Annotated in this window: 2 protein-coding genes; one reads left to right on the forward strand and one right to left on the reverse strand. The window is 42.3% G+C overall.

The features are described from left to right. Positions 1 to 23: 23 nt before the first annotated feature. A complete protein-coding gene (locus tag UYI_RS0111850; RefSeq protein ID WP_016866882.1) occupies positions 24 to 2,921 on the reverse strand; it encodes a pentapeptide repeat-containing protein in 2,898 nt (965 codons plus the stop codon). Positions 2,922 to 3,446: 525 nt separating this feature from the next. On the opposite strand from UYI_RS0111850, the gene UYI_RS39650 reads away from it, so the two are divergent. After that, entirely contained in the window at positions 3,447 to 3,569 is a 123-nt protein-coding gene (locus tag UYI_RS39650; protein WP_268742176.1) for a hypothetical protein, read from the forward strand. The last annotated feature ends 3 nt before the right edge of the window (positions 3,570 to 3,572 follow it).

A 3,572-nucleotide genomic window follows, 5' to 3' on the forward strand; every position in this document is an offset into this window, starting at 1 on the left:
TTCCCCACCTCCCCACCGCAAACCTACTCCAGCCCCAACTGTTGCTTTAACGCTTCTGGTACATTCACTGCTGTCTCCAATCCACGTACACCTTCCCACTTTGTACCTTCATCCCAACAAATATCTCCAAATTTTTCGTTACTGAGGATTACGCCGCTGAGGTTTGCGCGGCTGAGGTTTGCGTCGCTGAGGTTTGCGCTGATGAGGTTTGCGCCGCTGAGGTCTGCGTAGCTGAGGATTGCGCGGCTGAGGTTTGCGCCGCTGAGGTTTGCGCCGCTGAGGATTGCGCCGCTGAGGATTGCGCCGCTGAGGTCTGCGTCGCTGAGGATTGCGCCGCTGAGGATTGCGCCGCTGAGGTCTGCGTCGCTGAGGATTGCGCCGCTGAGGATTGCGCCGCTGAGGTCTGCGTAGCTGAGGTTTGCGTCGCTGAGGTATGCGCGGCTGAGGTCTGCGTCGCTGAGGTATGCGCGGCTGAGGTTTGCGCCGCTGAGGTCTGCGCTGATGAGGTTTGCGCCGCTGAGGTATGCGCGGCTGAGGTTTGCATTGCTGAGGAATTCCCCAACTACACTATTAAAAGTCCCAAGCTGTATGCAGTCACTGTAGTTGATTATGCGAAGCATTTGAATTGTATGACGATTTTGTTCATCCGCTTGACCAGAAGGATAAAAAATAATTTGTTCCTTCAAATCTTTTCCCTTTTGAGCATAGCGGTGTAACTCCAAAAGCAAAATCATCACATTCAGCCCAGTATAAACATCTACCTGTCGCTGTCCCAAAGAAATATTTTGCTCATGCAATTGCCGTGATTTTTTTTGAGGTAAGGTTTCTGTGTAAGCATCAATAAATTCTCCCCCAGACCAGCGCTGATAAAAATCATGTAGTCGCTGGAATAATTGCACTGGTCGAAATTCATTACTTACTGTAAGCAACCCCATCAAATATTCCACAATTTCTAGTGTCAACCCACCATAACCCAATAAATCATAAATTTCCCAATCCATCTGGTCTTGTTGAATATTAAATCCTCTCCCCTTTCTTCCCGGTTCTGTCCAGTTTTCTAAACTTTCTTTTAAGCGTTCAGCACACAAAAACTCACTAAAACTTTTATGAGCAAATTCCACTGAACCCGTTTGTTTACCTGGCTGGAGATAAAAAGCTGCTAAGGCATTTCTCAGAGGATTATCGCCTATGCGTTTTCTTGCTTCTTCTAATAAATTTTTAGCTGTGTCATCAAGACGTTTTTCAATCATGGAAATTGCTGCACATTCTCCACCAGACTGCACCACGCATAAACCTGCTTCTGTGAGAATACGCCGTAAATCTTCTGTGTCTTGTTCTGTTAATTCCCGATTGAGAATTTCTGGACGCTGTTCTGTTAATACCCAGTCTAAAGATTTTTGATAAATCAGAATTTTTGCTTGTGTACCGTTAGCATCGGCAAACATTTCTACAGTCAATTCGCCATCGCGATGCATCGCCGCTAAAAGATAAAGTAATAGTGGCTCTTGTGCTAATTCTCTGACTCTATCAGGACAATTTTGATTTTGCAAAAACTGCTGAAATCCTACAGTTTTATCTGTACCTACTTGTGCTGACCATTTTTCAAACCACTGCTCTTGGATTCCCTCATCCATCGGCAGAATTTCTACTCGTTCCAGATTAGCTGGCATATTTCTTTCTATACTTTGCAATGCCAGAGTCCGCCCAGTAATTAACAGGCGATGCCCTTTTTCAGGGTTACGCTGGCAACTTTCTTGAAATCCTCCCACTTGTTTGAGAAATTCTTCTAAACCGTCGCTGGTTCTTTTTTCCATCAACAACTCATCAAAACCATCTAGCAAAAATAAATATCGAATATTTTTATCTGTTAACCAACCATCATCATTCTTAGCAAAATCTCTGTCTACTGCCTGAGAAATTGTATTTTCAAAATTCTTTTCAAATGTTCTGATATCTCGCAAACGAATCAAAATTGGTGTCCAAATTGGATATAAATTTTGTCTCATCCAATCAGCAAACATCCGACAAAATACACTTTTACCTCTTCCTGGCCCACCTTGGATAAATAAAACTTTATCTTGTTTATCGGATTCTTGCAGCAAGTCTTTTGCCCAAGTTTCTAAATCAATTGATTGCTTTTCGTTATCCTCTTGACCATTTGTATCCAGTGGTTGCGCTTGCAGTGGTACGTAAATATTTTTAAAAGTGAATTTTTCTGCAAATACTTTTTCTCTGGGTTTTGTAGCAATCTGTTTTTCCAGATATTCATCAAGACTTTGATATTTTTCTAGTTCCTTGCGCCAGCCATCGCGGAATAGTCCGGCTAAGTTTTTCACTGTGTCTCCTGCTTCCGCCAAGGCTTGGTTCATGTATCGCTGTGTATTCCAAGCCACTCGCTGGGTGAAAGTTTCGGCTTCTGTGGGGCTAAGTCCAGCTACTTTTAAAATATATGACAACTGACGGTTAAACTCTTGGGCTAATTTCGTTTCTCGAAAGCAGGTGATGGCTTTTCTTGCTTCTTCTTCATTAATATCAATGAATCCTTCTGCAACAGCTTCACCTGCATGTATTGTCCCGACTTTTGCTAATAAATCTTTGTCTTCTATCGTGTTTAATATTTTTTCAAAACTTTCGACATAAGCCACCCGTGCTGCAATGCTGACGCATTCCTCTAGACTTGCTTCCCCTGTCTTTTCTTGGTAAAACTTGATTGCTTTGGCTGTCAGTCCCACAAAGGATAGTCCAGCAACAGCAACACCTACTGGTGCTAAAGGAGTACCTAGCAACCCTAATGCTACGGCTAATTCCAGACTTGCTTTAGAAACTTCTGCACCTGTTTCTGTTGTGTTTGTCGGTTTTTTCAAGAAATCTGGAATGTCTTTTGTGAAAAAGTTCCGTAGCTTTTCCAGCTTGGTTGCCATAACTACCCTTTAATTGCTGACTATTTTGAGGGTAACTGAAAAGTTTACAAGTATCTGCAAGTTACTTTTAGGTCAATACGATTCAGTTAAGGATTTTGAGTAAAAATTGGTGATGTGTAGAGACGCGCCATGGCGTGTCTCTACATTGCGAACGAGTATTAAAACTTTGTTTATGAATATTGAAGTCTCGCTAACGAGTATTAAAGCTCGGTTTATGAGTATTGGAATTTTGTCAGCGAGTATCAAAGCTGCGTTTATGAGTATTGAAGTCTCCGCTAACGAGTATTAAAGCTCGGTTTATGAGTATTGTAACTTTGTCAGCAAGTATCAAAGCTGCGTTTATGAGTATTGGAGTCTCGCTAACGAGTATTTAAACTTCATCGACGAGTGTCAAAGCTTTATTTGTGAGTATTAGAGTCTCGTTTTAGACTTGTTCTTTGCCAAAGTCAAGAAATATAGCTTTAGAAGACAATACGGTTCAGTTAAGGATTTTTAGTACAAAAAATTGACCTGTAGAGACGCGCCATGGCGCGTCTCTACAAGAAATTATGGTCTTATCTGAACCGTATTGCTTTAGAAGACAGTCTCAATCAAAAAACCTCACCCCCAGCCCCTCTCCTTGGTAAGGAGAGGGGTGTCCTCTCTTGACGG

Source organism: Fischerella muscicola PCC 7414 (assembly GCF_000317205.1).
In the GTDB taxonomy this organism is placed as follows: domain Bacteria; phylum Cyanobacteriota; class Cyanobacteriia; order Cyanobacteriales; family Nostocaceae; genus Fischerella; species Fischerella muscicola.